This window comes from Mesorhizobium qingshengii (assembly GCF_027563465.1).
GTDB classification, from domain to species: domain Bacteria; phylum Pseudomonadota; class Alphaproteobacteria; order Rhizobiales; family Rhizobiaceae; genus Mesorhizobium; species Mesorhizobium qingshengii_A.
Map to the genome: position 1 here is coordinate 20523 of NZ_JAPFQA010000016.1, position 25055 is coordinate 45577.

The window sequence follows — 25055 nt, forward strand, 5'->3', positions numbered from 1 at the left end:
TGTGACATCGCCCTGGCCACATCGGCCCGCCGGCGGGCGCCTGAGCGCGGCCGATCGGATGGACGCCAATGTAAAGTGCGTTACAGTACTGTCTTTTACTTCTGACATATTTGTGCGTTGAACTTTTTTGGAGGGACAGCCATGCCTGACGTCATCAAGGTGCGTGCCGCGACCAACAACGAAGTCGCGTTCCTTTCCTGGGATATTGACGGGATGATCCCGGGCTGCCTCGGTTTCGAGATCGTACGCCTCTACCCCGGCAGCGGCGAGGAACGCTGCCTGGCCTCCTGGGTGCCGTTCAAGGGGCAGCGCAATCCGAGATGGATTCCGCAGGACACCGGCGTCTGGCCGGTGCAGAAGACATTCTGGCGCGATCTGACCGTGCGGCGCCGGCGCGACAGCCTCGATGTCAGGCCGGAGGGCGAGATGATCGCCTACCGCGTGCGTCCGGTCGGCGACATGAAGCCCGGCCTCGATCCGGTGCCGGTACGCCCCGATCAGGTCGTTGACGGCACACCCGCCTATACCGGGCCGGCGCGCCCGCTCGGCTATCTCGGCCAGGGCGCCGTCAGCCCACCGATCTTCCTGGGGCAGATGTTCGGCAAGGCGCGCGTTGCGTTCACCAATGGCGTGCTGTCGACGCAATGGATGTCGCACGCGCTTCAGGAGGCCGGCATCAAGGTCGGCCAACGCGACAAGATCAGGGCGGTGTTGCAGGATCCGACCAGCAAGATACGCGCCTATCTGCATGGCGATGTGCCTGATGTGCTGACCAGCCTCCTGAAACGCGCCAAGACCGAAGGCGGCACCGTCAGGCTTGCCCTCTATGAACTTGGCGACGACGAATTGTGCGACGCCATCATCGCCGCCAAGGATGTCGTCGAGGTCATCCTTTCCAATTCGGGCAGGGACGACCAGACCAAGGCCTGGGACGCCGGCAATGCCCCGGACCGGAAGCGCCTGCACGATGCGGGCGTGGTGGTGACGGACCGCCTGTTCAACAACAACCATATCGGCCACAACAAGTTTGCCGTCTACCGCGATGCCCAGGGCAAACCGCAAGCGGTGATGACCGGCAGCACCAACTGGACGTCGACGGGCATTTGCGGTCAGTCCAACAACGCCTTCATCCGCGACGATCCCGATATGGCAGAGGTGTTCGACGCCTATTGGCAGCGCATGAAGGCCGATGTGTTCCCACCGCCAGCTTCGGAGAGCGCTGCCGGTCACGTCGCGCAGACGCAGGGCGTGCCGTTCCGCAAGGAAAACCACACGCCAAACCCGCTCGACGGCGCCTCGGTGGCGTTGGACGGCATGACGGTGTGGTTTTCGCCGAACGACCCGAACCGCAACAAGAAGGACACCTCGGTGCGTCCGGTCGACCTCGAGGATGTCTTCGCCCGCATCAGGGCGGCGAAGCGGGCGGTGCTGTTCCTGGTGTTCAACCCTTCGCTGCTCGGCGAAAACTCGATCGTCGACCAGGCCGTCGCGGCGGCGAAGGCCGATCCGAAGCTCATCGTGCAAGGCGCGATCAGCGACGAGACAGCGATGCCCAACTATGTCGCGCCGACCAAGGATCCGGTCACCCACACGTCGAACAAGGACGGCAAGTCGCCCTTTGTCTATCCGGAGAAGGTCTCGGAGGCGCCCAATGTCTCGATCGTGCGGGCGGCAAACCTGACCGGCGCCACGATCGCCCGCGACTTCCAGGCGGAGGTGCTGACGGTCGGCCATGCGATCGTGCACGACAAGATCGTCATCATCGATCCGATGGAGGACAACGCCACCGTCATCACCGGCAGCCATAACCTCGGCTACAAGGCTTCCTACGAAAACGACGAGAATTTGGTCATCGTGGAAGGCGACAAGACATTTGCCGCGGCCTATGCCGTGCACATGCTCGACGTCTTCGACCACTACAAGTTCCGCGCCTGGCGCAGGACGATCGGCAAGGGGCCTTCCGACGATGACGGGATTTCCATCGACGACAAGTGGCTGAAGCCCTATGCCGACGGCAAGAAGGGCGCGATCGCCCGCTATTTTCCATAGCGCCGCCGCGCTCTGCCTCTGAGATTCGTTCAATCCGGGACCGATCCGCGCCGGCCGGCAGGTCGATCTGGTTGGTGCAAACGGATCGCGGGTCCGGCCCTTCCTTTCCTCTGGTCGAACCAGTAGCTAGTGAGGCTTGCCGGCCGGATGGCCGGCACTCACATGGATGACGGCATGGTCGCGACCGGTTCGAGCGAAGGCGAAGCGGGAACGCAGTGGGCAGCGCTCGCCGGCGTTACCGCCGCACTTGCCATGTTCGGCGCGGCGCAAGGGCTGAGCTCGCCGCTGTTCACGCTTTTGATGCAGAAGCAAGGCATGTCGCCCGGGTTGATCGGCCTGTCGGCGGCGATGATGCCGCTCGGGCTGATCCTGTCGGCCTCATTCGTGCCGGCGGCGGTGCGGCTGGTCGGTGCGCGAAACCTGGCGGTCGGCTGCTCGCTGATCGGCGCGCTTTGCTTTCTGGGGATCGGCTATCTGCAGAACTGGGTGGCCTGGTACATCATCCGCTTCATCATCGGCGTGGTCATCACCCCGCTGTATATCCTTGGCGAGGTCTGGGCGCTGTCGTTGGCGCCGCCTTCGCGGCGCGGCCGGGTGATGGGCGTGTTCAACACGCTGATGGGCGCCGGCTATGCGGCGGGGCCCTTCACCCTGACTCTGGTTGGCATATCGGGCTGGGCGCCCTTCAGCGTCGGTGTCGGCGGCTTCATGCTTTGCGCCGTCATTCTGCGCCTTGTCTCCTCAAAGCTCACCGGGTTCGAGGATGATGGCCAGCCCTCCGGGAGCTTCGTCGGTTTCGCCCGGCTGGCACCGGCGCTGCTGCTGGCCGTGCTGGTCTCGGCCGCGGTCCAGCAAAGCACCTACGCGCTGGTCCCGGTCTTCGGTGCCGCTTATGGCCTGCCGGAAGCCGTGCTCGCCGCGCTGGTGATGGCGCTGTCCCTGGGCAACATCTTGCTGCAGATTCCGCTCGGGCTGCTCGCCGAGCGGTTCGGCGGCCGCGCGATGATCCTGGCCTGCGCGATGGCGACGACCGCCTGCGCGCTTCTGCTGCCGTTGCTGATCCTGACACCACTGATCTGGGGCGTGTTGCTGGTGATGGGCGCGGTCGGCTACGGCGTCTATACGATGGCGCTGGTCGAACTCGGCAGCCGGTTCAAGGGCACGCTGCTCGTCACCGGCAACGCAGCCTTCGCCTTGTTGTGGGGCGTTGGTGGTATCGTCGGCCCGCCGGGTGCCGGCCTGCTCATGCAGGGCATCGGCCCGCTGGGGCTGCCCGTGGTGATCGCCGGTCTCGACGCGGTTCTGATCGCCTTCGCCTTGTACCGCTCCTCGCAACGTCGAGCCTCCTGAACCATGGCCGGGGCGGATTCGGAAACTGACGAAGGAATACAATGGGCAGCGATCACCGGCGTGATCGCGACCGTGTCGGTGTTCGCCATCGCGCAGGGGCTGTCCTATCCGCTGCTGAGCTTTATCCTGCAGCGCCAGGGCGTTTCGCCGGCGATGATCGGCCTGTCGGCGGCGATGACGCCAGTCGGGTTCATCCTGTCGTCGCCGCTGATCCCGGCGCTGGCGCGGCGGTTCGGGGCAGGGCGTTCGGCGCTCACCTGTGCTGCTCTTTCGGCTGTTGTTCTGGCGCTGATCGGCTGGACGCAAGATGTCTATCTGTGGTTTCCGCTGCGCTTCCTGATCGGCGTCGTCACCAATCCGCTCTATGTGCTGAGCGAGATCTGGGTGATCGCGCTGGCGCCGCCGGCCCGGCGCGGCCGCGTCATGGGCGTCTATTCGACGATCATCTCGGCCGGCTTCGCGGCCGGGCCGCTCTGCCTGCTTGCCGTCGGCACGGAAGGCTGGCCGCCATTCCTTGTCGGCATTTCCGCCTTCGTGCTGTGCGGCGTCTGCCTGGCCTCCGTGCTGCCGCGCCTGCCGAAGGTGGACGAGGCTGGCCATCGGGTTTCCGTCCTGGGCTTTGTGCCGCTGGCCTGGCTGCTGCTGTTTTCGGTCATCGTCGCCGCCGGCTTCGAACAGGCGTCACTGGCGCTTTTGCCGGTTTATGGAACGCATTACGGCATCGCGGAAATCCGGATGTCGGCGCTGCTGTCGGTGATGATTGCCGGCAACATCGCCATGCAAGTGCCGCTGGGCTTGCTGGCGGAAAGGCTGACGGCGCGGTCTGTACGGCTCGTCTGCATAGCCATCACGATACTTGGATGCATGCTGTTGCCGCTTCTCATCGAAACGCCGCTGATCTGGCCGATGATCTTCGTCTGGGGTGCCGTCTCCTACGGCATCTACACGATGTCCATCATCGAGCTCGGCGAGCGATTCTCCGGATCGACCTTGATCGCCGGCAACGCCGCCTTCTCCTTGATGTGGGGCGTTGGCGGTATCTCCATGCCGCCGCTGGCCGGAAGCGCCATGGATGTCCTGGGCGCCGGCGGCCTGCCGATCACGCTCGGTCTGCTGTGCCTGGCGCTGGCGCTCGCCAGCGTCGTTGGTCGCGGGAAAGCCTGAATCCTTGGCCAAGGCGTCGCGGCTATTGAATATCGGACACGGCATGTCGATGTTGCATGCCGAAGCCTTGCCTATCGGAGATTCCATGACCAAGCCCATCACGAAGCCAGAATCCAGCATTGAAGATCCCTTCCTCTGGCTGGAGGACAGGACAGCCACCCAGTCGCTCGACTGGGTGCATCGCCAGAACGAGGTCACGGTTGGCGAATTGCAGGGCGACCCGTCCTACCAGGCGTCGTTCCAGACCGCGCTCGACCTGATGACGGCCGAGGACAACATCGCGGTTGGCTCCGCGCTCAAAGGCCATGTCTACAATTTCTGGCAGGACAAGACCAATGTGCTCGGCCTTTGGCGCCGCACCACGGTCGCTTCCTACAAGACCGAGAAACCCGAATGGGAAACGATCATCGACTTCGACCAGCTTGCAGCAAAGGAAGGGATCAAGTGGGTGTTCAGTGGCGCCAGCCGGCTCTATCCGGACTTCAACCTATGCCTTGTCTCGATGTCGCCGGATGGCGGTGATGCCAGCGAGATGCGCGAATTCGACATAGAGACCAAATCCTTTGTCGATGGCGGATTTCGTGCTCCCGCCTCGAAATCGGGTTTCGGCTGGCTGGACAAGGACACCGTCATCGTCTCGGCGGCCTTCGAGGAGGCGGACAAGACTGAATCGGGCTATCCGCGCGTGGTCAAGCTGTGGAAGCGCGGCGCCAGGCTGGAAGACGCGACACCGATCTTCGAGGCGCAGAAGGAAGATCTCGCCGTGGGTGCCGCTCTCGAGTTCGACGGCGACAGACGCTATCTGGTCCTGGCCAGGACGCTCGATTTCTTCGCCTCGCACATCTTCCTGCGGCTGCCTTCCGGGGAGAACAAACGCCTGCCGCTGCCTGATGACATGACCGACACTGCAATTTTCAAGGACCAGCTCGTCTTCGGCGTGCGCAGCCCGTGGACGGCGCCCGACGGCACGCCGTGCAAGCCCGACGGCCTCTATTCGGTGGATTTCGCGCGCTGGGTCGAGACTGGCGCGCTCGGACCCGTGGAGACCTTGTTGGAGCCGGCATATCGCGTGTCCATCGCCGGCATTGCCCGCACGCAGGACCGGCTGTTCATCAACCTGATGGACAATGTGCGCGGCAAGGTCGTCGTCTGCGAACGCAAGGAGGGCGGCTGGTCACTGAAACCGGTCGCGCTGCCCGAAAACGGCAATGTCGGCATCAGCCATGCCGAGCAGTTCGGCTCCAGCGTCTCGTTCTCCTTCACCGATTTCCTTACGCCAAGCTCGATCATCTGGTCTGACGACGATGGCGAGACGCTGGCCACCGTGAAGTCGCAGCCGGCGCGTTTCGATGCCTCGCCGCTGATCTCGGAACAGTTCGAGGCGCGTTCGAAGGACGGCACGATGATCCCCTATTTCGTCGTCCGGCGGCGCGACCAGAAGGGTCCGGTGCCGACGCTGCTCTATGGCTATGGCGGTTTCGAAGTGCCGCTGCTGCCGGGCTATGCCGGCGTGCGTGGCAGGCTGTGGCTGGAGAAGGGCAACGCCTATGTGCAAGCCTGCATCCGCGGCGGCGGCGAGTTCGGCCCGGCCTGGCACCAGGCGGCGCTGAAGGGCAACCGCCAGAATGGGTTCGACGACTTCGCCGCGGTCGCGCAGGACGTCGTCAGGCGCGGCATCGCCACGGCTTCCTCGCTCGGCATCCAGGGCGGGTCGAATGGCGGCCTGCTGACCGGCGTTTCCTTGACCCAGCATCCCGAGCTTTTTGGCGCGGCCATCATCGAGGTGCCGCTGCTCGACATGCTGCGCTACACCGAATTGCCGCCCGGCGCCTCCTGGATGGCCGAATATGGCGATCCGTCAAAACCGGAAGACGCGGCGTGGCTCTCGGCCTATTCGCCCTACCAGCACGTCGATGCCGGCGCCGCCTATCCGCCGGTGCTGCTGACCACCTCGACGGCGGACGACCGGGTTCATCCCGGCCATGCGCGCAAGATGGCCGCCCGCCTGCAGGAGGCCGGCCATGCAAGGACGCTGTTCTTCGAGGAGACCGAAGGCGGACATGGTGGCCGCGGCGACCGCCGGCCGCAGGCGGCGCAGACGGCGATGAAGTACGTCTTCCTGCAAAGGGCGCTGACCGCCAAGGCTTGAACTCATTCCCTGGGCAGCCACGCAAAGGGCGGTTCACCTCGACGGTCTTTTGCTCTAAGGTGCCGGCCATGGCTTACGTCAGGATATCGGCTCGCGCATTCCGGGTCGCGGTGACACCGTCACCGCGCACGCTGCGTGCCGAGCTTTTGCGGCTGTGCGCCCGCATCGGGTATTCGCCACCTGCCTTCCTCTGATGAATTCGCCCCCGGCACGGCCGGATAGAATCCAGAGGAAAGATCAGATCCATGACCTATCAGAACTATTCGCTGAAGCAGCTTCAGCAGATCGACGCCGCACATCATCTCCACCCGTTCACCGACCACAAGGAACTGCGCGAGACCGGCTCACGCATCATCACCCACGCCAACGGACCGTTCATCTACGATTCCGAAGGGGCTGAGATCCTCGACGGCATGGCCGGCCTGTGGTGCGTCAACATCGGCTATGGCCGCAACGAACTGGCCGAAGCCGCCTACACCCAGATGAAGGAATTGCCTTACTACAACTCCTTCTTCAAATGCTCGACGCCGACACCCGTGCTGTTGTCCAGGAAGCTGGCGGAGATCGCGCCGAAGCACGTCAACCAGGTGTTCTACGGCTCGTCCGGTTCGGAAGCCAACGACACGGCGCTGCGTCTCGTGCGCCATTACTGGGGGCTTGAAGGCAAGCCGGAGAAGAACCGCATCATCTCGCGTAAGATGGCCTATCACGGCTCGACCGTTGCCGGGACTTCGCTTGGCGGCATGGATGCCATGCACAAGCAGCTCGGCGGCGCGGTGCCCAACATCGTCCATGTGATGATGCCTTATGCCTATGAGCTGGCGCTGCCTGGCGAGAGCGATCACGATTTCGGCCTGCGTGCGGCAAAGGCGGTCGAGGATGCGATCCTCGAAGCAGGTGCCGACAAGGTCGCCGCCTTCATTGGCGAACCAGTGATGGGGGCGGGCGGTGTGAAAATACCGCCGGCCAGCTATTGGCCGGAAGTGCAGCGCATCTGCCGCAAATACGACGTGCTGCTGATGCTGGACGAGGTCATCACCGGCTATGGCCGCACCGGCGAATGGTTCGCCGCGCAGACCTTCGGCATCGAACCGGACACCATCACCACGGCCAAGGCGCTGACCTCAGGCTACCAGCCGCTGTCGGCGCTGCTGGTCGGCGACCGCATCGCGGCGACGCTGGTCGAGAAAGGCGGCGAGTTCTATCACGGCTACACCTATTCCGGTCATCCGGTGGCCTGTGCCGTGGCGCTGAAGAACCTCGAGATCATCGAGAATGAAGGGTTGGTCGATCGCGTCAGGAACGAAACCGGCCCTTATTTCGCCAAGGCGCTGCAGGAACGCATTGCCGGGCACGATCTGGTCGGCGAGGTGCGTTCGATCGGGCTGATGGGCGCGATCGAGATCGTCAAGGACAAGGCGACCAAGGAGCGGTTCCTGCCGTCGGGAAGTGCCGCGGTGACCGTCCGCGACCATGCGATCGGGCAAGGCATGATGCTGCGCGCCACGGGCGACACGATGATCCTGTCGCCGCCGCTGATCTGGACCCGCGACACCATCGACATGGCTTGCGAGCGCATCGTCAGGGCGCTGGATCTGGCGCAAGCGGATCTGCGCAAGCGGTAGGTTCGAACCTCGACCGGGCGTTCTTCGACAGGAACGCCCGGCGAGAATAGGGAACGATTCCATCTTCGGCGCGTAGTGTGTCGGGCAGCAACCGATTCGGCTGCGACAAGGGATTCGTTTTCATGAGAAAAACTGGCAAGAGCCGACGCGTGCAAGAAGCAACCAGCATCGGTGGCGACCTGATGCTGGCGCCGATGGTGGCCATGATGCGTCTGCCCTTGATGGCCATGGATGCCAGGAGCGGCCAGCCATGGAGCACGGAGACGGCCCGCGCGGTGAACGAGAAGACCGTTGCAATGGCCGAAGGTGCTTTTGCGGCGCACATGTCTTTCCTGCAGTCGGTATCGCGGTTCTGGCCGGAAGTCTTTTCCGGTCGCACGCCGTCGCTGTTCAACGGCGTCGCGGCGGAACGGTCGATCGGCGCCGCGCTGAAACCGGCCAGCCGCGCCGTGAAAGCGAACTTTCACCGGTTGTCCAACAAAGCCTGACCGAGGCGACCCGTTAACTGTCGGCCAAACGAAAACCGATTACGGTTTTCCGGATGATGGTCTAGAACCCGCTGAGGCACATTTGCCTGAAGCGCGTTATGCATGTCGGTATCCGAAGCCGATTTTTGGGCGCCATGCATCAGAGGGGGTATGATGGCAGGACAAGCGCTGAACGAGCCCGCTGAAATTCCGGCCGAACTTGATCGCTGGAACTGGGGCGCCTTCTTCCTCAACTGGATCTGGGGTATCGGCAACAGCACCTTCATCGCACTGCTGGCGCTGATCCCATTCGTCAACATCATCATGATCATCGTGCTTGGCGCGCGCGGCAGCCGCTGGGCTTGGCGGAACCGGGCGTGGCGAGATGCCGAGCAGTTCCGCAAGACCCAGCGCAACTGGGCGATCGCCGGCCTTGCCGTCTGGGTGATTGGGATCGGCGGCTGTGCGACGATGGTCGGCAGCATTCCCTACGTGCTGAAAGGCAGCGATGCCTATCACATGACCATGGAAAAGCTTCGCGCCGACGATCGCGTCAAGGCCGCTCTCGGCGACGACGTGACCGACAATTTCTGGGTCGGCGGCCATCTCAATGTTGACGCGAATGGGGCGGGCGAGGCTCAGTTCAGCATTGCGCTCGATGGCGCGAAGGGCAAGGGCACTGCGTTCTCGACCGCTACCCGAACAGCCGGCACATGGAGCCTGCGTCTGCTGGTCGTCAAGGTGGAAGGGGTCGATGCACCGATCGTGCTGCTCAATGAGGATCATGTGCCAATTCCGAACGCGGCGATCGGAATATAAAGCGGGATCATGTAGCCAGGTCGGCAAAACGCAAAAACCGCGCTCCATCGGGAACGCGGCTTTGCCAGATACGCATGGCGCTTCGCTACTCAAACACTTGGCGAAACTTACGGGCTCCGGTACGCGAGACCTGATCCGGAGCGCCGGGCGGATGCGATATGTCCGCCTCGCAATCCGTTTTATAGAGACATCGTTACCGCAGAGTTATCGAGAGCTTAAGCAAACCTAAATTTGATGCATTTCTCGCGAGATCCACGAAAAAACCAATTATATTAGCAGCTTATGGATTGCTCCCGCGCAGAAAATTAATGATGCCGGAAAAATCGGCGCCGGCGTGCCCCTGGGCGTTGAACAGCGCATAGAGCTGGGCCGCCTCGGCGCCCAGCGGTGTCACCGCGCCAGACCCAAGTGCTGCTTCCTGCGCCAGCTTCAGGTCCTTCAACATCAGGGCAGCGGCAAAACCGGGCTTGTAGTCGCGGTTGGCGGGGGAGGTGGGCACAGGGCCGGGCACCGGGCAGTAGGTGGTCAGCGACCAGCACTGGCCGGACGAGGTCGAGGCGACGTCGAACAGCGCCTGATGCGACAGGCCCAGTTTTTCAGCCAGCACGAAGGCTTCGGCGACGCCGATCATCGAAATGCCGAGGATCATGTTGTTGCAGATTTTTGCCGCCTGTCCGGCACCGTCGCCGCCGCAATGGACGATGCGGCCGGCCATCGGCTTCAGGATCGGTTCGGCGGCGGCGAAAGCATCGTCCGAGCCGCCGGCCATGAAGGTCAGCGTGCCGGCCGCAGCGCCGCCGGTACCGCCGGAGACCGGTGCATCGATCGACGGCAGCCCGTGTTTTGCGGCCACGGCATGCGCCTTGCGCGCCGATTCGACGTCGATGGTCGAGGAATCGATGAACAGCGCGCCTTTCCTGGCCCTGGGGGCGATATCCTCATAGACCGACAGCACGTGCTTGCCGCCCGGCAGCATGGTGATCACCACATCGGCGTCCTTCACCGCAGCCGGCGCGTTGGCCATGATGACGACGCCATGGTCGCGCGCGACCGTGAGATTCTCCGGCATCAGGTCGAAGCCATGCACGGCATGCCCCGCCTTGACCAGGTTGGCGGCCATCGGATTGCCCATGTTGCCGAGGCCGATGAAGGCGATGGTGGTCATAATGGCGCTCCGTGATTGGGGTAAGGCAGTAGGCAGTAGGCAGTAGGCAGTAGGCAGTAGGCAGTAGGCAGTAGGCAGTAGGCAGTAGGCAGTAGGCAGTAGGCAGTAGGCAGTAGGCAGTAGGCAGTAGGCAGTAGGCAGTAGGCAGTAGGCACTCTATTCGGGGGCGAGTTTGATAATGAGTTGGCGAAGCATTTTTCCGAGACCCTCAGTCGCTAACAGTATCTGATGAGCTTGATCATGCGTGGCAAGGCCAATGCGTTCAGCGATCTGGAGGTGTGTCTCGAACTCCTTCAGCGAGCCTTGGGCTATCCTGAGAAATTGCTGATAGGAGCCTCTATTGTCTCGGCCATAACCCTCCGCGATGTTTGCAGGGATCGAGGTTGCAGAGCGGCGGATTTGGCTGGTCAGCCCGTACAATTCCTCTTTCGGCCATGCCTTGGTGAAGGAGTAGGTGGTGACGGCTAGATCCATCGCCTGCTGCCACACGATAAGATCCCTGTATGAATTGATCTTGCCGGTCATCTCTTTGCCTACTGCCTACTGCCTATCGGCCAATCAATGCACGCGCGATGATGACGCGCATGATCTCGTTGGTGCCTTCGAGGATCTGGTGCACGCGCAGGTCCCGCACCAGCTTCTCGATGCCGTAGTCGTGCAGGTAGCCGTAACCGCCGAGCAGCTGCAGCGCATCGTTGGCGACGGTGAAGCCGGTGTCGGTGACGAAGCGCTTGGCCATCGCCGACCATTTGCCGGCATCCGGTGCCTTGCGGTCGAGCTTGGCGGCGGCGGCGTAGAGGAAGATGCGTGCCGCCTGCAGCTCGGTCTCCATATCGGCCAGTCTGAACTGCAGCGCCTGGAACTGGTTGATCTTCGAGCCGAAGGCCTTGCGGTCGGCGGTGTAGGACAGCGCCTTGTCGAGCGCCGATTGCGCGCCGCCCAGCGAACAGGCGGCGATGTTCAGCCGGCCGCCATCGAGGCCGGCCATGGCAATGCCGAAGCCGGCGCCTTCACCCGACAAAAGGTTTTCCGCCGGCACCTTGCAGTCCTCGAAGATGACTTGGCGGGTCGACTGCATGTGCCAGCCCATCTTGTGCTCGTTGGCGCCGAAGGAAAGGCCGGGCGCATCCTTCGGCACGACGATGGTGGAAATGCCTTTCGGCCCCTCGGCGCCGGTGCGCACCATGACGGCGTAGACGTCGCTGTCGCCGGCGCCCGAGATGAACTGCTTGGCGCCGTTGAGGACATAGTCGCCGCCGCTCTTGACCGCGCGGGTCTTCAGCGCCGCGGCGTCAGATCCCGAACCCGGTTCGGTCAGGCAGTAGCTCGCCAGCCATTCCATCGAGGTGAGCTTCGGCAGGAAGCGCTGGCGCTGCTCGTCATCGCCGAATCGGTCGATCATCGAGGCCACCATGTTGTGGATCGAGATGAACGACGAAAAGGCCGGATCGGCATGCGACAGCGCCTCGAAAATCAGCACCGCGTCGAGCCGGCCGAGCGCCGAACCGCCGACATCGTCGCGGACATAGATGCCGCCGAGGCCAAGCGGCCCGGTCTCGCGAATCACGTCGGCGGGGAAGTGTTTCCTGCGGTCCCAGTCGAGCGCATTCGGCGCGACGCGATCGGCGGCGAACGCCTGCGCCATCTCCTGGATGGCGCGCTGTTCCTCGTTGAGTTCGAACTGGCTGGTGCTCGCATCGACCGCGGCGTCCATGGCGTGCTCCCTATGTGCTGGCCAGCTAGCCCGCTGGCCTGTCGTTTTTGGCTTTGCGCGCGCACCAATCTAGACCAATGATGCCGCCGTGCAACCCGACCCTCCGCGGAGCGGCTGTGCATCAATGCATGTCCGGAGCGAGATGTGACGACAAAATTCGATGATCTGCTGGGACGGTTCCACGGCTATCTCGCTTCCGTGGATGACGCCCTGGTGCGCGATGCCGTGGCGCGCATAGGCTGGGCAATGCCTGCCCGTGCCCTCGAGCCGCATCCGCTCGGCTGCCTGCGTCATCTCGATCGTGCCGCCGAACTGGCGCCGGCGCAAGCCAGGCCGCTGGTGCGGCTGGTCGCGGAGCAGCGCAACGATCTGTGCTGGGGGCAGACCTACAGCGAGGCGGATTTCGGCAAAGAGTTCATCGACAATTACGGCTGGCTGGAAGTGTTCGGCACACGCGGCCATTTCGCCAATGACGAGGTCGCGGCCGGCCTGCTGATCCTTGGGTCCGATATCGTCTATCCCGACCACCATCACGTCGCCGAGGAGATCTACATTCCGCTGACCGGGGGCACCGAGTGGCGGATGGGCGAGGGCGGCTTTCGCATGCGTGCGGCCGGCGAGGTGATCCATCACGCCTCGAATGTCAGCCACGCCATGCGAACGGCCGAGCAGCCTCTGCTGGCGCTCTATATCTGGCGTGGCGGGCCGCTGGCGCAGAAATCGAACATCACCGGAACTGTGGCGCGGGGCAGGGACTGATGGCCAGGGCGATCATGCTGCAAGGCACCGGCTCGGATGTCGGCAAGACCGTGCTGGTCGCCGGCCTTTGCCGTGCGGCCAGGAACCGCGGGCTGAAGGTGCGGCCGTTCAAGCCGCAGAACATGTCGAACAATGCCGCCGTCGCCAACATACCGGGCGACAACAATGCCGGTGGCGGCGAGATCGGCCGCGCGCAATGGCTGCAGGCGATCGCTTGTGGCGTACCACCAAGCGTCCACATGAACCCGGTGCTGCTCAAGCCGCAGACCGATGTCGGCGCCCAGGTCATCGTGCAGGGCAAGGTGTTTGGCGAAGCGCGGGCGCGCGACTACCAGGCGCTGAAGGGCCGGCTGATGGATGCGGTGCTCGATTCCTGGGCGAAGGTGGGCGAGGGCGCCGACCTCGTCATTGTCGAGGGTGCCGGCTCGCCGGCCGAAATCAACCTGCGCAGCCGCGACATCGCCAATATGGGCTTTGCCACGCGGGCCGACGTGCCGGTGGTGCTTGTCGGCGACATCGATCGCGGCGGCGTCATCGCCTCGGTCGCCGGTACGCATCTGATCCTGCCGGAGGAGGACCGGCGCATGATCGTCGGCTACCTCATCAACAAGTTCCGGGGCGATGTTTCGCTGTTCGATGACGGCCTGAAGGCGATCGGGAAATTCACTGGCTGGCGCTGCTTTGGCGTCGTGCCGTGGTTGAAGGCGGCGGCACGGCTGCCCTCGGAGGATTCGGTGGTGTTGGAGCGGCTGGCGTTCGGCGAGTCCCGCGCGCTGAAGGTGGCGGTGCCGATGCTTGGCCGTATAGCCAATTTCGACGATCTTGATCCGCTCAAGGCCGAACCGCAGGTGGAAGTGGTGTTCGTACCCCCTGGCAAGCCGTTGCCGGCGGATGCCGGCCTGGTGGTCATTCCCGGCTCCAAGTCGACGATCGGCGATCTCCTGAAATTTCGCGAGAATGGCTGGGACCGGGATCTTGCCGCCCACCGCAAGCGCGGCGGCCATGTGGTTGGCATTTGCGGCGGCTTTCAGATGCTTGGCCGCACCGTACGCGATCCCGACGGCATCGAAGGCAGCGTCACCGAGGCCGAAGGGCTCGGCCTGCTCGATATTGAAACGGTGATGGAGCCGGAGAAGACGGTGCGCGATGTCAGTGCCCGGTCGGTGCAATTCGACCTGCCGCTCGAAGGTTACGAGATCCATCTCGGCCGCACCACCGGACCGGATACGCTGCGGCCGTCCGCCATCATCAATGGCGCCGATGACGGAGCGGTGTCGGCCGATGGCAAGGTGCTGGGCACCTATATGCATGGCCTGTTCGGCGCCGACGCCTTTCGTGGGAAATTCCTGGAAAGTCTCGGCATCAGAGACGGTGGCATCGACTACCGCGCCGAGGTCGAGCGGGCGCTGGACGAGGTCGCAGCCGAACTGGAAACTCATCTCGACTGCGACGCGATTTTCGCCTTGGCGCGCTGAAGGGCCAGTTCAAGCCTTATCGCTTGCCTTCGGCCAGTAGGTGCCGAACGACCAGACGTTGCCTTCCGGGTCCAGGCAGATGAACTCACGGCTGCCATAGTCGCGGTCCGTCAGTTCCTGGATAATCGTCGCGCCGGCTTTTTTCGCCCTGGCGTAGGCGGCATCGGCATCGTCGACGGCGATATAGATCGACTTGCCGCCGCCCGAACCGGGTTCGCCAACCATCTTGCCGTAGTCGTCGTCGCGCACCGTGCCCAGCATGATCATCGAGGAACCGAAGACCAGTTCGGCATGGTGCACGACATCGCCTTCGCCATAGCGGGCGCGGACGCTGAAGCCGAAGGCTTCGCCCAGCCAGTCGATCATCCTTGCAGCATTCCTGTAGCGCAGGGCTGGGTACAGGCGGGGTGCTTCGTTGCTGGTGGCCATGTCGATCTCCTTCAGTGGGTTTGGTCGATGCCCCACCCTGGGCGAAGGCCGTCCCAGCGTCTTGAAGAAATGTTACCTGACCGAAAGCGCCCCCGGCGTCTCACCGGCAAGGTCGCGGAATTCGCGCACCAGATGCGCCTGGTCGGCATAGCCGCAATCGGCGGCGATATCCGCCCAGTCGACGGTCTGCTGCCTCGACAGGCCGAGTGCGCGGTTGAAGCGGACGATGCGCGACAGCGTCTTGGGGCCGATGCCGATGGCGTTGGAGAAGCTGCTGGCGAGATGTTTGCGGCTCCATCCCAGCCGTTCGGCAATCGATGAGATGCGGATCCGGCCGCCGGACGAGATGATGCGGTCATAGGCCCAGGCAATTTCGAGCGGCGTCTCAGAGGCATTGCCGAGGCGCGCGGCAACGAAGGTCTCGGCCATGTCGAAACGCGCCGTCCAGTCCGGCGCGTTGCCAAGCCTTTCGCGCAGTGCCATGCCTTCTGCGCCGAGCACGTCGTCGAGAACGACCATGCTGTCGGTCAGTTCGCTCATCGGTCGGCGGAAGAAGCGGCGTGCGCCAAGCGGCGTGAAATTGATCTGGACGCAGCAGGCGCAGCCGAAGGATTCGATTATCACCGGCCCGGCAAAGAGGCCGGCGGCGAAGCTGCCCAAGCGGTCATTGTCGCCCGGCGCCTTGCCGAGCCCGATGGCAAAGGGCTCGGCAAAGCTGATGACCAGCGGCACGGTCAGCGATGCGTATTCGATGGTGCGGAGATGGCCGGACGCGGTTTCGCGGTAGCCGCAGATGTCGGTGACGATGCCTTCAAGTCCAGGATCGGGAAGGCGCCGGCGCATCTCGAACCGTCCGGCGATCGAGCGATCCTGGTCCTGCTGGCGCTGCATCTCGACTGGCATCGGCCATCCTTCCGCAGGAAAATCTAGCAGACCCTAGCTCGGAATCAAAAGCGCCCGGCTTTTGCCCGGGCGCTCCGAGTCCCCACTTCAAGGGAAACGTATCAGGCGCCGCGCATCAAACAACCGGCGGCAAGCACGATGTAGGCGATAAGAACAATCCACACCGATGCGAGCGGAATGAACGCAAGAACGCCAAGCGCGGCAAGAATGCCGATGATGGCGATAACAAGGGATATGATAAAAACGATCTGGGTAGGTGCGCTGAGATTCATGTGTGGCTCCTCCAACATGATTCGAACAGTGGCATTCTATCAGGACGTGTGATCACACACCAATCATGACACGCAAGGGGTTCGCCGGGTCGGCCAGCAGCTTCACCGCCAGTGCCAGGCAGACGATCACCAGCAGCGGCTTGATCAGTCTGGCGCCGATGCGCATGGCCAGGCTGGCGCCGATACGGGCGCCGAGGAACTGGGCAACGCCCATCATCATTCCGATCTTCCAGTAGATGACACCGACAGCGGCAAAGACGATGAAGCCGCCGATATTGGAAGCGAAGTTGAGCAGCTTGGTATGCGCCGTCGCCTTGAGCACGCCGTAGCCGGCAAGTGCCACGAAGGCCAGCATATAGAAGGAACCGGCGCCCGGCCCGAACAGGCCGTCGTAGAAGCCGATTGCCGGCACCAGGGTCAGACCGAACAGGAACGGTGACAGGCGTTCGACCCGGTCGACGTCGTTCATGTTGGGCTTGAGCGCGAAGTAGAGGGCGATGGCGATCAAAACCAGGGGCAGGAGGGCGCGCAAGAGATCGCCGGGCACGATCGTGGCCAGCAGCGCGCCGACAGCACTTCCGGCAAGCGCCAGCAGCGCCGAGGGCAATTGCCGGCGCAGGTCGACATGACCCTTCGAGGCATAGTGAATGGTCGCCGACCCGGAGCCGAACATGCCCTGCAGCTTGTTGGTTCCAAGCGCCTCGACCGGCGAGAAACCGGCAAGCAGCAGCGCCGGAATCGTGATCAGCCCGCCGCCGCCGGCGATGGAGTCGACAAAGCCCGCGGCAAAGCCGGCGAATGCCAGCATGGTGACTGTCTGGATGCTGAGGTCGATCATCGAATGCGTGGAGAAATCCGGCCGGGTAGGATAGTGGGCGTTCGACCACGGCCGACCTGTTTGCGCAAGGCCGATTTCGCGCTACCTCTATCCAGGCGCGTCGCGCTTGGGCGGAATCCTACGACGCGCTTGGTTTTTGTGTTTTGCATGTCGTTATCCCAAAACCGCTGCGCATTTTTGGGCTACATGCACCAGACGAATCGGAAAGGGACCATGATGGCGTTCGCATTGCTGGACCAGATACGCTCGATCTTCGACGGCGACCCGGGCGTGCGCAAGGTGGCGGACGATCCTGTCCTGTCGGCGGAGCTTCTGATGCTGTTCCGCATGATCCTGGCCGACGGATCGGTCAGCGAGAGCGAGATGGTTGCCTTCCGGCGTATCTGCAAGGAAGCCTTTGGCATTCCGGAATCCAGCATCGACAGCGTCATCGAGTATCTCAACGAGTTCGGCTACGAGACCAACGGCTCGCAGGCTGTTGCGCTGTTTCGCGATCTCGATCTCGAGCGGCGCAAGCAGCTGGCTCGCCATATGGCCGAGATCGCCAAGGCGGATTCGCAACTGGCCGAGACCGAAGTGCGCCTGTTGCGCCGCACGCTCGACCTGCTCGACATCAGCCCGGTCGATGTGGTGAAGCCGGAAGAATAGACTCCATCTGGAGTTCGACGGCAGCGCGGCCGCTCACCCCTGTTCCTGCATCCGGCGTGCAATTGCCCGGTGCAGGTCCGGGGCAGCAGTAACCAGGGCCTGCGCCGCCTCGGACCGGGGATGATCGAACACCTCATTCGTCTTGCCGCGCTCGACGATCTTGCCATCATGCATGACCAACACATCGTCCGTGATGGCGCGGGCGACGGTCAGGTCATGGGTGATGAAGAGATAGGCGATGCCGAGCTTCTGGTTGAGCTCAGCGAACAGGTCGAGAATCTGCGCACGGATCGAGACGTCGAGCGCCGAGACCGGCTCGTCGGCGACGACCAGCTTGGGGCGGGTGATGATGGCGCGCGCGATCGACAGCCGCTGGCGCTGGCCGCCCGAGAATTCGTGCGGGTATTTTTCCATGTCGCGCTGGTCGAGGCCGACCTCGTGCAGCGCGTGCGCCACCATCTCGCGACGCTCGGCGCGCGTCGGTTTCTTCTCCAGCACATGCAGGGGCTCGGCGACCAGTTTTTCGACCTTCTGGCGCGGATCGAAGGAGCCGTAAGGGTCTTGAAAGACAACCTGCATGTCGCGCCTGGCCGGCTTCAGTTCGGCTTCGCGCTTGCCGGTGATGGTCTCGCCGCGAAACCGGATTGTGCCCGAGCTCGGCCGGTCCAGCGCCAGGATCATGCGGGCGAGCGTTGACTTGCCGCAGCCGGAGCGGCCGACCAGCGCTATCGACTGGCCCGGCGTCATCGAGAGGGAGACATCGTCGACGGCGCGGATAACAGGTGCGCGCCGCAACAGCGATGTGCGCCGGCCGGGATAATCGCGGGTCACGCTCTCGACCTGAAGCAAGGCTTGGCCCGACGCGGCACCGTGCGGCCTGGCGCGCGCCGGAACATGCATCGAGGCCTGTGCCAATTGACGCGTGTAAGGGTGGGACTGTTCGGACAGTGTGCGCGCCGTATCGCCGGCCTCCATCACCTCGCCGCGGCGCAGGATGGTGATGCGGTCCGCGATCTCGGTCACCACGGCGAGGTCGTGCGAGATCAAGAGCAGTCCCATGCGGCTCTCCGCGACGAGATCGCGCAAGAGATCGAGGATCTGTGCTTGCAGCACGACGTCGAGCGCCGTCGTCGGCTCATCGGCGATCAGCAGTTTTGGTTTCAATGCGCAGGCGATGGCGATGACGACGCGTTGGCGCTGGCCGCCGGAGAGCTCATGCGGATAGCGCGACAGCGGGAATTTTGCCGAGGGCAGACCGACGCGGTCGAGCATTTTTCGCGCCCGCTCCTCGGCGTCGGCGCGGCTTGCCCTGGTGTGCCAACGTATGCCTTCGGCCACCTGTTCGCCGATGGTCTTGACCGGATTGAGCGCCGTCATCGGCTCCTGGAACACCATGCCGATGTCGTCGCCGCGCAGCGCGCACATCTGGTCCTCGCTTGCCGCGAGGACGTCGATGCCGTCGAACGAGACGCGCCCGGTGGCGCGCGCGGCATGCGGCAGAAGCCGCATCACCGTCAGCGCGGTCATCGATTTGCCTGAGCCTGATTCGCCGACCAGCCCCATGACCTCGCCGGGCGCGACGGAAAGCTCCATGTCTTTGAGGATCGGCGTGTCGCCGATGGTCAGCGACAGGTTGTCGATTTCCAGCAGGCTCATCGCTGCCGCCGCGATTTCGGGTCGAGGATGTCGGCGATGCCATCGCCCAGGAGGTTCAGCCCGAGCACGGTGACGACGATGGCCATGCCGGGAAAGATCGCCATCCACGGCGCCACCACCATGCGGGTCTGCGCGTCGAACAGCATGCGGCCCCAGCTCGGCATTGGCGGTTGAGCACCCAGGCCCAGATAGGAAAGCCCGGCTTCGGCCAGGATGCCCAGCGCGAACTGGATGGTGCCTTGCACCAAAAGCAGCGTGGCAATGTTGGGCAACACATGTTCGACGGTGATCTGCGTGCTGCTCTTGCCGGCGGCACGCGCGGCAAGAATGAACTCGCGCGGCCAGATCGCCAGCGCGCCTGCGCGGGCGACCCGCGCGAACACCGGAATGTTGAAGATGCCGATGGCGATGATGGCGTTGACGGCGCCCGGCCCGAAGATGGCGGTGATCATGATCGCCGACAGCAGCGCAGGGAAGGCGAAGACGAGATCGTTGAGGCGCATCAGCGCCTCGTCGACCAGCCCACCACGCGCCGCGGCAAAGGCGCCGAGCGGCACGCCGACACCCATGCCGATGCCGACCGCGACAAGCGCCACGGCAATCGAGTTGCGGGCGCCGACCATGACCATCGACAGGATGTCGCGGCCGAAATGGTCGGTGCCGAACCAATGCGCCAGCGAGGGTGCCTGCGTCTTGTCCGATATGACCAGCCTGGTGACGTCGTAAGGCGTCCAGGCGTAGGAGGCGATAGCCATCGCCAGGATCAGCAAGGTGACGACGAAACCGGCAACGAAGGCGCTGTTCCTGAACGCCTTGGCCAGGATGCCGCTGAACGTCTCCTCGGGGATGTCGATATGCAGCGTCATTGGCGGCTTCTCAGGCGCGGATCGACAACCGCGTAGGAGAGGTCGACGACGAGGTTGACGGCAATGACGGCGGCGACCAAAAGCATGACGACGCTCTCGACGACGATCAGGTCGCGCTGGGTGATCGCCTGGAACACCAGCCGGCCAAGGCCGGGCAGGTAAAAGACATTCTCGATGATGATGGTGCCGGCAAGCAGGAAGGCGAACTGCAGGCCAAGGATCGTCAGCACCGGGATCATGGCGTTGCGCAGCGCGTGCCGCCACAAGACGGCGCGATAGGGCAGACCCTTGGCGCGGGCGGTGCGGATATAGTCCTCGTTCAGCACCTCGATCAACGCCGAGCGGGTGACGCGCGCCAGGATCGCCGCCTGCGGCAAGGCAAGCGCCACGGCCGGCAGCAGCAGCGATTTCAGCGCCGGCCAGACGCCGGCGCCCCAGCCGGGAAAGCCGCCGGCGGGAACCAGCCGCAGCCAGACGGCGAAGACATAGATCAGCATCAGCGCGAACCAGAAATTGGGCACGGCGACGCCAAGCTGCGCGGCGCCCATCGCCACGGTGTCACCGGCCCGGCCGCGCCGGCTGGCGGAAAACAGGCCGACGGGAATCGCGATGATGGTGGAGAGCGCGAGCGCGATCAGCGCCAGCGGCAGCGAGACGGCAAGCCGTTCGCGCACGAGATCGATGACCGGCACCGAGTAGGTGTAGGAGCGGCCGAAATCGAGGCTGAGCAGGCCGCCGGCCCAGCGCAAGTAGCGCAGGCCAAGCGGCGCGTTGAGACCCATCTGGTTGCGCAAGAGCTCAACCTGGTCGGCGCTGGCATTCAAGCCCAGCATCAGCCGCGCCGGATCGCCGGGGAGAACCTCCAGCACGGCGAACACCACCATGGAAGCCAGCACCAGCGTGGCGATGGCGATGGCCAGGCGCTTGAGAAGATAGGCGGTCATCCGTTCCAACGTGCCGGAAAAAGACAGGCCCCGGAAGTTGTTTCACTCCCGGAGCCGCGCATTTTTCGGAATGGCAAAATCAATCCGACCATTTCACCTTGGTCAGGTCATTGGCCTGGATCGGCGCGTTTTCCCACAGGCCTTGCAGCTTGGCGTCCCAGACACCGACCTTGGGCAGTTCGAAGAGGAAACCGACCACGGCATCGTCGGCCAGGATCTTTTGCGCCTGTCCCAGCAATTCCTTGCGCTTGGCTTCGTCGGAGGTGAGGTTCAGGTCGGCGATGACCTTGTCGAAGGCCGGATTGTCATAGTTGAAATAGTAGTCCTTGCGCGAATAGATATCGATGTCGTTGGGCTCTGTGTGCGAGACGATGGTCAGGTCGTAGTCTTTCTTGGTGAACACCTGGTCCAGCCACTGCGCCCATTCGACCGGAATGATTTCGAGGTCGATGCCCACGTCGCGAAGTTCCGAGGCGATGATCTCGCCGCCAAGCCGCGCATAGGCGGGGGGCGGCAGTTTCAACGTTGCCTTGAAGCCATTTTCCAGCCCTGCTTCCTTCAACAGTTCCTTGGCCTTGGCGACGTCATGCGGGTAACGGCCGGTGAGGTCGACATAGTCCTTGTTGGCCGGCGACATGTGCGAGCCGATCGGCTGTCCGAGGCCCGCCGAGGCCCCGTCGATGATCGCCTTGCGGTCGAGTGCGTAGGAGATCGCTTGCCTGACCTGCAGTTTGTCGAAGGGCGGCTTCTTGTTGTTGATCGACAGGATGGTTTCACCCTCGGTCGAACCGATCACCACCTTGAAACGCGGGTCGTCCTTGACCTGTGCGACGCTGTCGGCATCGAAGAACGGAAAAGCCTGGATGTCGCCGGAGAGCAGCGCCGGCACGTAGGCGGCGGCATCCGGCACGATGCGGAACTCGGCCTTGTCGAGGGACGCCGGCGAGCCCCAGTAATTGTCGGACTTCACCAGCGTGATCGACGACCCCTTGGCCCAGTTCTGGAATTTGAACGGACCGGTGCCGATCGGTTTCTCCTTGTTGGTGTCGGCTGTCTCCGGCGCCACGATCACCGCGTCGCCCCAGCCCATATTGTAGAGGAAGGACCCTTGCGGGTTCTTCAGCGTCACCTTGACCGTCGCCGGATCGATCACATCGACTTTGTCGATGGCGGCGAACAGGCCCTTTTGCGCATTGACCGAATTGTCGGCGCGGGCCCGGTCGAGCGAGAATTTCACGTCGTTGGCGTCGAACTCGGTGCCGTCGTGGAATTTCACCCCGGTGCGCAGCTTGAACGTATAGGTCTTGCCGTCGTCTGAAATGGTCCAGCTTTCGGCCAGATCCGGCAGCACCTCGCCCTTCGGCCCGATGCGGGTCAGGCCCTCGAACACATTTGCGTAGAGCACCTCATCGATCGCCGCGGCGGCGCCGGCGGTCGGATCGAGGTGCGGCGGTTCAAGCGGAATGCCGATGACCAGGTCGGTTCGCGCGGCAAATGCCGAGGTGCCTGTGGCCAGTGCCAGGACGGTCGCGGCCAGAATGGTTTTCCACAATCTCATCGTGCAACTCCCCATGTGTTTAAACACGTGCTCAAACCCGGGCGATAGAAGCGTGATTTTGCGGTGGAGTAAATTGCGTTTCGTACTGCCCGGCGACGTGGCTGGAAATGTTTTTGTCCTGACAGCCCGATTGCCAGGTCGAAGTCTTTCGCCATGCAGGGATTATCCCGCGACCGTGCCCCGCAGCAGCACGTTGAGGCCGATCGCCATCACCTTGGCCGATTCCACCATGTCCGATATCCCGACCCATTCGTCCGGTCGGTGGGCGAGGTCGAGAATGCCCGGACCATAGGCGATGCAATCATAGATGTGACCGATGCGGGCTATGTGCTTCTGGTCGTAGGTGCCTGGCGAAATGACATAGTCGGGTTCGCGGTCGAAGATCGCCATGATGCCTTGCGCCACCGCCTTGACCACCGGCGCGTCGCGTTCGGTCATCAGCGGCAGCACTTCCATCAGGTCACGGATCTCATAGTCGAACTTTTTGCGCTCGCGCTTGAGCCGGTCGAGAATGCCGGTGACTTCGCCTTTGACCGTGTCGAGATCCTCCTCGAGCAGGAAGCGGCGATCGATGGTCAGCCGGCAGGAATCGGGCACGTTGGGCGAGGGCAGGCCGGGTCGGAAATCCTCGGTCTGGCCGCCATGGATGGAGTTGATGTTCATGGTCGAGCGCCTGGCGCCTTCGGGCACCACCGGCATGCGCGTCATCTTGCGATCGAGGGCCGGAAACAGTTCGTCCTCGAAAGCCTGCAGCACGGCGCCCATGTGGCGTACAGCATTGTCGCCGAGAAACGGCATCGAGCCGTGCGCGATCTCGCCCTTGGTCTCGATCTCCGCCCACCAGACGCCGCGATGGCCAAGGCAGATACGGTCCTTGTTCAAGGGCTCGGGGATGATGACGTGGTCGACCCGGGGTTTCGAGAAATAGCCGAGCCTGGCCAGGTGGGCGACGCCGCCGAAGCCGCCGGACTCCTCGTCGACGGTGCCAGATATCTCGATGGCGCCGGGGAAGTCGGGAAACACTTGCATGAAGGCTTCGGCGGCGATGATCGAAGCGGCCAGGCCGCCCTTCATGTCGCAGGCGCCGCGGCCGTAGACCTTGCCGTCCCTGACGACACCAGCGAACGGATCGACGGTCCAGCCGTCGCCAGCTTCGACAACGTCGATATGCGAGTTGAAGTGGACGCAGGCGCCGGGCGACCTTCCGTCGAAACGGGCGACGACGTTGACGCGTGGGTAGCGATCGGTGTCACCGGGGGTGCCCTCGGCGCGGATGAATTCGGTTTCGAAGCCGCGTTTCCTCAGCCGCGTGCCGATGTACTCGGCACAGGGCCGGTAGGCCTCGCCGGGCGGGTTGATGGTCGGAAAACGGATCAGGTCGGCGGTCAGCGCGACAACATCGTCGCGCCGGTCGTCGATTGCCTGGAGGAGTCGTTCGTTCATCGGGAGAGTTGAGCAGCGAACGGCCTGGCATTGCAAGTCTGTTGGCGCGACCGCCAGCGTGGCGGGCCTGGAGCCGCTGCCGTCCTGACAGCTTCAGCGGCCGGCAACATCAATCCACATCATGGTGCGACGTGTCGTTGCGGCAACTATCGCGGGAAATCGTTCAAATTCGCTGCATTGGATTGGCGAATTGGTCAAGGACTGTGTGGTATCTCATTCACCTGCCATTAAAAAGATGAAAAACAACGTGATGGCAGGCAAGGGGCAATCAAAGGGGTTTGATCGCATGAAAAAGACAGTTCTCATGGCAGCAGTATTTGTCGCGATGCTGTTCGGTGCTTCGGGGCAGGGCTGGGCAGCCAGTCTCGTTGCAAACATAGACGTGTCGTCGCAGACGATGACGGTAACATATGGCCTGTCGGTTTACCGGTGGAGCGTGTCCACCGCGCGTCCAGGCTATTTCACGCCGCGCGGCACCTATCGGCCGCAGCGCACGGCCCGGATGTGGTATTCGCGCAAATATCACATGTCGCCAATGCCTTATTCGGTTTTCTTCCATGGCGGCTATGCCATCCATGGGACAGGCGCCGTCAGGCAGCTCGGCCGGCCGGCGTCGCATGGCTGCGTGCGGCTGCACACCGCCAACGCCGCGACCTTCTATTCGATGGTGCGGGAAGTGGGTTTCGGCAACACGCGGATTGTGGTGACGAACTAGGTCTGTCGCGCATCGTCCAGGCCGCGGCTCGGTCGTGACTTGTGCTC

24 protein-coding genes are annotated in these 25055 nt (G+C 63.5%); 12 read left to right on the forward strand and 12 right to left on the reverse strand.

Going from position 1 to position 25055, the window contains the following annotated elements; genetic code table 11:
- The first annotated feature begins 141 nt into the window (after positions 1-141).
- The 8 genes from OOJ09_RS25685 to OOJ09_RS25720 all read left to right on the forward strand — a co-directional run bounded on the left by OOJ09_RS25685 (position 142) and on the right by OOJ09_RS25720 (position 9623).
- The gene (locus tag OOJ09_RS25685; protein WP_269907875.1) at positions 142-2049 is read left to right on the forward strand and encodes a phospholipase D-like domain-containing protein; all 1908 of its coding nucleotides are present in this window, start codon (positions 142-144) and stop codon (positions 2047-2049) included.
- 174 nt (positions 2050-2223) lie between these two features.
- Positions 2224-3399 carry an MFS transporter gene (locus OOJ09_RS25690; protein ID WP_269907876.1) on the forward strand — a complete coding sequence of 392 codons (1176 nt, stop codon included), beginning with the start codon at positions 2224-2226 and terminating at the stop codon, positions 3397-3399.
- Between the two features lie 3 nt (positions 3400-3402).
- Positions 3403-4563 carry an MFS transporter gene (locus OOJ09_RS25695; RefSeq protein ID WP_269907877.1) on the forward strand — a complete coding sequence of 387 codons (1161 nt, stop codon included), beginning with the start codon at positions 3403-3405 and terminating at the stop codon, positions 4561-4563.
- An 85-nt stretch (positions 4564-4648) separates the two neighbouring features.
- Positions 4649-6712, forward strand: a complete 2064-nt coding sequence (locus OOJ09_RS25700) for a prolyl oligopeptidase family serine peptidase (RefSeq protein ID WP_269907878.1) — start codon at positions 4649-4651, stop codon at positions 6710-6712.
- Between the two features lie 68 nt (positions 6713-6780).
- Entirely contained in the window at positions 6781-6906 is a 126-nt protein-coding gene (locus tag OOJ09_RS25705) for a capsid protein (protein ID WP_269907879.1), read from the forward strand.
- Positions 6907-6957: 51 nt separating this feature from the next.
- Positions 6958-8337 (forward strand): aspartate aminotransferase family protein, encoded by a 1380-nt coding sequence (locus tag OOJ09_RS25710; RefSeq protein ID WP_269907880.1) that lies wholly within the window; start codon positions 6958-6960, stop codon positions 8335-8337.
- 122 nt (positions 8338-8459) lie between these two features.
- The gene (locus tag OOJ09_RS25715) at positions 8460-8825 is read left to right on the forward strand and encodes a hypothetical protein (RefSeq protein ID WP_269907969.1); all 366 of its coding nucleotides are present in this window, start codon (positions 8460-8462) and stop codon (positions 8823-8825) included.
- Between the two features lie 153 nt (positions 8826-8978).
- Positions 8979-9623, forward strand: coding sequence for a cytochrome c oxidase assembly factor Coa1 family protein (locus OOJ09_RS25720; protein ID WP_269907881.1), 645 nt, complete (start codon positions 8979-8981; stop codon positions 9621-9623).
- 280 nt (positions 9624-9903) lie between these two features.
- Here the strand turns inward: OOJ09_RS25720 and mmsB are convergent, their stop codons facing one another.
- The 3 genes from mmsB to OOJ09_RS25735 form a co-directional block, all read right to left on the reverse strand.
- A complete protein-coding gene (mmsB, locus tag OOJ09_RS25725; RefSeq protein ID WP_269907882.1) occupies positions 9904-10788 on the reverse strand; it encodes a 3-hydroxyisobutyrate dehydrogenase in 885 nt (294 codons plus the stop codon).
- Positions 10789-10944: 156 nt separating this feature from the next.
- Positions 10945-11313 (reverse strand): four helix bundle protein, encoded by a 369-nt coding sequence (locus OOJ09_RS25730; RefSeq protein WP_269907883.1) that lies wholly within the window; start codon positions 11311-11313, stop codon positions 10945-10947.
- Between the two features lie 22 nt (positions 11314-11335).
- Positions 11336-12502, reverse strand: coding sequence for an isobutyryl-CoA dehydrogenase (locus tag OOJ09_RS25735; RefSeq protein WP_269907884.1), 1167 nt, complete (start codon positions 12500-12502; stop codon positions 11336-11338).
- A 144-nt stretch (positions 12503-12646) separates the two neighbouring features.
- Here OOJ09_RS25735 and OOJ09_RS25740 point away from each other — a divergent pair, with 144 nt between their 5' ends.
- Entirely contained in the window at positions 12647-13261 is a 615-nt protein-coding gene (locus OOJ09_RS25740; RefSeq protein WP_269907885.1) for a dimethylsulfonioproprionate lyase family protein, read from the forward strand.
- Positions 13261-14736, forward strand: coding sequence for a cobyric acid synthase (locus OOJ09_RS25745; protein WP_269907886.1), 1476 nt, complete (start codon positions 13261-13263; stop codon positions 14734-14736). Before OOJ09_RS25740 ends, OOJ09_RS25745 begins: the two co-directional genes overlap by 1 nt.
- A gap of 9 nt (positions 14737-14745) precedes the next feature.
- On the opposite strand, the gene OOJ09_RS25750 is transcribed toward OOJ09_RS25745, so the two are convergent.
- From OOJ09_RS25750 to OOJ09_RS25765, 4 genes are all read right to left on the reverse strand, one after another.
- Positions 14746-15165, reverse strand: a complete 420-nt coding sequence (locus tag OOJ09_RS25750) for a VOC family protein (RefSeq protein WP_269907887.1) — start codon at positions 15163-15165, stop codon at positions 14746-14748.
- A gap of 72 nt (positions 15166-15237) precedes the next feature.
- A complete protein-coding gene (locus tag OOJ09_RS25755; RefSeq protein ID WP_269907888.1) occupies positions 15238-16068 on the reverse strand; it encodes a helix-turn-helix transcriptional regulator in 831 nt (276 codons plus the stop codon).
- A gap of 101 nt (positions 16069-16169) precedes the next feature.
- A complete protein-coding gene (locus tag OOJ09_RS25760; RefSeq protein ID WP_080511798.1) occupies positions 16170-16340 on the reverse strand; it encodes a hypothetical protein in 171 nt (56 codons plus the stop codon).
- 52 nt (positions 16341-16392) lie between these two features.
- The gene (locus OOJ09_RS25765) at positions 16393-17178 is read right to left on the reverse strand and encodes a TSUP family transporter (protein WP_269907889.1); all 786 of its coding nucleotides are present in this window, start codon (positions 17176-17178) and stop codon (positions 16393-16395) included.
- 216 nt (positions 17179-17394) lie between these two features.
- Between OOJ09_RS25765 and OOJ09_RS25770 the strand changes: the two genes are divergently transcribed.
- On the forward strand, positions 17395-17826 hold the full coding sequence (locus OOJ09_RS25770; protein WP_269907970.1) for a TerB family tellurite resistance protein: 432 nt from the start codon (positions 17395-17397) through the stop codon (positions 17824-17826).
- Between the two features lie 33 nt (positions 17827-17859).
- On the opposite strand, the gene OOJ09_RS25775 is transcribed toward OOJ09_RS25770, so the two are convergent.
- The 5 genes from OOJ09_RS25775 to OOJ09_RS25795 all read right to left on the reverse strand — a co-directional run bounded on the left by OOJ09_RS25775 (position 17860) and on the right by OOJ09_RS25795 (position 24293).
- Positions 17860-19482 carry an ABC transporter ATP-binding protein gene (locus OOJ09_RS25775; protein ID WP_269907890.1) on the reverse strand — a complete coding sequence of 541 codons (1623 nt, stop codon included), beginning with the start codon at positions 19480-19482 and terminating at the stop codon, positions 17860-17862.
- Complete coding sequence (locus OOJ09_RS25780) at positions 19479-20348, reverse strand: ABC transporter permease (RefSeq protein WP_269907891.1); 870 nt, start codon at positions 20346-20348, stop codon at positions 19479-19481. Before OOJ09_RS25780 ends, OOJ09_RS25775 begins: the two co-directional genes overlap by 4 nt.
- The gene (locus tag OOJ09_RS25785; RefSeq protein ID WP_269907892.1) at positions 20345-21292 is read right to left on the reverse strand and encodes an ABC transporter permease; all 948 of its coding nucleotides are present in this window, start codon (positions 21290-21292) and stop codon (positions 20345-20347) included. The genes OOJ09_RS25780 and OOJ09_RS25785 overlap by 4 nt, the downstream gene beginning before the upstream one ends.
- A gap of 79 nt (positions 21293-21371) precedes the next feature.
- Entirely contained in the window at positions 21372-22850 is a 1479-nt protein-coding gene (locus OOJ09_RS25790; RefSeq protein ID WP_269907893.1) for an ABC transporter substrate-binding protein, read from the reverse strand.
- A gap of 162 nt (positions 22851-23012) precedes the next feature.
- Positions 23013-24293, reverse strand: coding sequence for an acetylornithine deacetylase/succinyl-diaminopimelate desuccinylase family protein (locus OOJ09_RS25795; RefSeq protein WP_269907894.1), 1281 nt, complete (start codon positions 24291-24293; stop codon positions 23013-23015).
- Between the two features lie 286 nt (positions 24294-24579).
- Here OOJ09_RS25795 and OOJ09_RS25800 point away from each other — a divergent pair, with 286 nt between their 5' ends.
- Positions 24580-25008, forward strand: a complete 429-nt coding sequence (locus OOJ09_RS25800) for a L,D-transpeptidase (RefSeq protein ID WP_269907971.1) — start codon at positions 24580-24582, stop codon at positions 25006-25008.
- Positions 25009-25055: the final 47 nt, after the last annotated feature.

Excerpts from the sequence above, each read along its gene's own strand:
- OOJ09_RS25700 (WP_269907878.1), top strand. The coding sequence starts at position 4,649 with ATGACCAAGCCCATCACGAAGCCAGAATCCAGCATTGAAGATCCCTTC.
- mmsB (WP_269907882.1), bottom strand. The coding sequence starts at position 10,788 with ATGACCACCATCGCCTTCATCGGCCTCGGCAACATGGGCAATCCGATG.
- OOJ09_RS25730 (WP_269907883.1), bottom strand. The coding sequence starts at position 11,313 with ATGACCGGCAAGATCAATTCATACAGGGATCTTATCGTGTGGCAGCAG.
- OOJ09_RS25690 (WP_269907876.1), top strand. The coding sequence starts at position 2,224 with ATGGTCGCGACCGGTTCGAGCGAAGGCGAAGCGGGAACGCAGTGGGCA.
- OOJ09_RS25735 (WP_269907884.1), bottom strand. The coding sequence starts at position 12,502 with ATGGACGCCGCGGTCGATGCGAGCACCAGCCAGTTCGAACTCAACGAG.
- OOJ09_RS25705 (WP_269907879.1), top strand. The coding sequence starts at position 6,781 with ATGGCTTACGTCAGGATATCGGCTCGCGCATTCCGGGTCGCGGTGACA.
- OOJ09_RS25745 (WP_269907886.1), top strand. The coding sequence starts at position 13,261 with ATGGCCAGGGCGATCATGCTGCAAGGCACCGGCTCGGATGTCGGCAAG.
- OOJ09_RS25785 (WP_269907892.1), bottom strand. The coding sequence starts at position 21,292 with ATGACCGCCTATCTTCTCAAGCGCCTGGCCATCGCCATCGCCACGCTG.
- OOJ09_RS25720 (WP_269907881.1), top strand. The coding sequence starts at position 8,979 with ATGGCAGGACAAGCGCTGAACGAGCCCGCTGAAATTCCGGCCGAACTT.
- OOJ09_RS25795 (WP_269907894.1), bottom strand. The coding sequence starts at position 24,293 with ATGAACGAACGACTCCTCCAGGCAATCGACGACCGGCGCGACGATGTT.
- OOJ09_RS25770 (WP_269907970.1), top strand. The coding sequence starts at position 17,395 with ATGGCGTTCGCATTGCTGGACCAGATACGCTCGATCTTCGACGGCGAC.
- OOJ09_RS25775 (WP_269907890.1), bottom strand. The coding sequence starts at position 19,482 with ATGAGCCTGCTGGAAATCGACAACCTGTCGCTGACCATCGGCGACACG.
- OOJ09_RS25750 (WP_269907887.1), bottom strand. The coding sequence starts at position 15,165 with ATGGCCACCAGCAACGAAGCACCCCGCCTGTACCCAGCCCTGCGCTAC.
- OOJ09_RS25685 (WP_269907875.1), top strand. The coding sequence starts at position 142 with ATGCCTGACGTCATCAAGGTGCGTGCCGCGACCAACAACGAAGTCGCG.
- OOJ09_RS25790 (WP_269907893.1), bottom strand. The coding sequence starts at position 22,850 with ATGAGATTGTGGAAAACCATTCTGGCCGCGACCGTCCTGGCACTGGCC.
- OOJ09_RS25710 (WP_269907880.1), top strand. The coding sequence starts at position 6,958 with ATGACCTATCAGAACTATTCGCTGAAGCAGCTTCAGCAGATCGACGCC.
- OOJ09_RS25760 (WP_080511798.1), bottom strand. The coding sequence starts at position 16,340 with ATGAATCTCAGCGCACCTACCCAGATCGTTTTTATCATATCCCTTGTT.
- OOJ09_RS25765 (WP_269907889.1), bottom strand. The coding sequence starts at position 17,178 with ATGATCGACCTCAGCATCCAGACAGTCACCATGCTGGCATTCGCCGGC.
- OOJ09_RS25695 (WP_269907877.1), top strand. The coding sequence starts at position 3,403 with ATGGCCGGGGCGGATTCGGAAACTGACGAAGGAATACAATGGGCAGCG.
- OOJ09_RS25715 (WP_269907969.1), top strand. The coding sequence starts at position 8,460 with ATGAGAAAAACTGGCAAGAGCCGACGCGTGCAAGAAGCAACCAGCATC.
- OOJ09_RS25755 (WP_269907888.1), bottom strand. The coding sequence starts at position 16,068 with ATGCCAGTCGAGATGCAGCGCCAGCAGGACCAGGATCGCTCGATCGCC.
- OOJ09_RS25780 (WP_269907891.1), bottom strand. The coding sequence starts at position 20,348 with ATGACGCTGCATATCGACATCCCCGAGGAGACGTTCAGCGGCATCCTG.
- OOJ09_RS25800 (WP_269907971.1), top strand. The coding sequence starts at position 24,580 with ATGAAAAAGACAGTTCTCATGGCAGCAGTATTTGTCGCGATGCTGTTC.